1 pseudogene is annotated in these 596 nt (G+C 40.4%); it reads left to right on the top strand.

The annotated features are described in order from the left end of the window. A pseudogene (locus ACPC57_RS11610) lies at window positions 1-596 on the top strand (hypothetical protein); the annotation flags it as partial.

Below are 596 nucleotides of genomic sequence, written 5' to 3' on the forward strand. Positions count from 1 at the left end.
ATGATGCAGCAAAACGTGGTCAGTTTAAAGGGTTATATAAAAAGACAGTTTTCTATGAAGCTCCCTTATCTGAGAAAGAAGTAGCACGAATCAAAGGAATGGTGGACATTCGTAATGCCTATCAAGAAGTCATAGCCATTCAACGCTATTATGACTATGATAAAGGCGAGTTCAACGACTTATTAGGCAAGCTCAATCGTACCTATGATAGCTTTGTCAAACGCTATGGGTATTTGAACAGTGCAGTGAATCGTAATCTTTTTGATAGTGATGATAAATATTCGCTTCTTGCTAGTTTGGAAGATGAAAGTCTGGATCCAAGTGGAAAGTCTGTTACCTATACCAAATCCCTTGCCTTTGAGAAGGCTCTAGTGCGTCCTGAAAAAGAGGTTAAAAAGGTACATACTGCCCTTGATGCCTTAAATTCCAGCTTGGCTGACGGACGTGGTGTTGATTTCGCTTATATGATGTCTATCTATCAGGTTGAATCGAAGATGACCTTGATTGAGGAGTTAGGCGACCTCATTATGCCTAATCCTGAGAAGTATTTGAATGGGGAGCTGTCCTATGTTTCTCGCCAAGATTTTCTATCAGGG

Origin of the sequence: Streptococcus sp. VTCC 12886 (assembly GCF_049893425.1) — a bacterium.
GTDB classification, from domain to species: Bacteria; Bacillota; Bacilli; order Lactobacillales; family Streptococcaceae; genus Streptococcus; species Streptococcus suis_AA.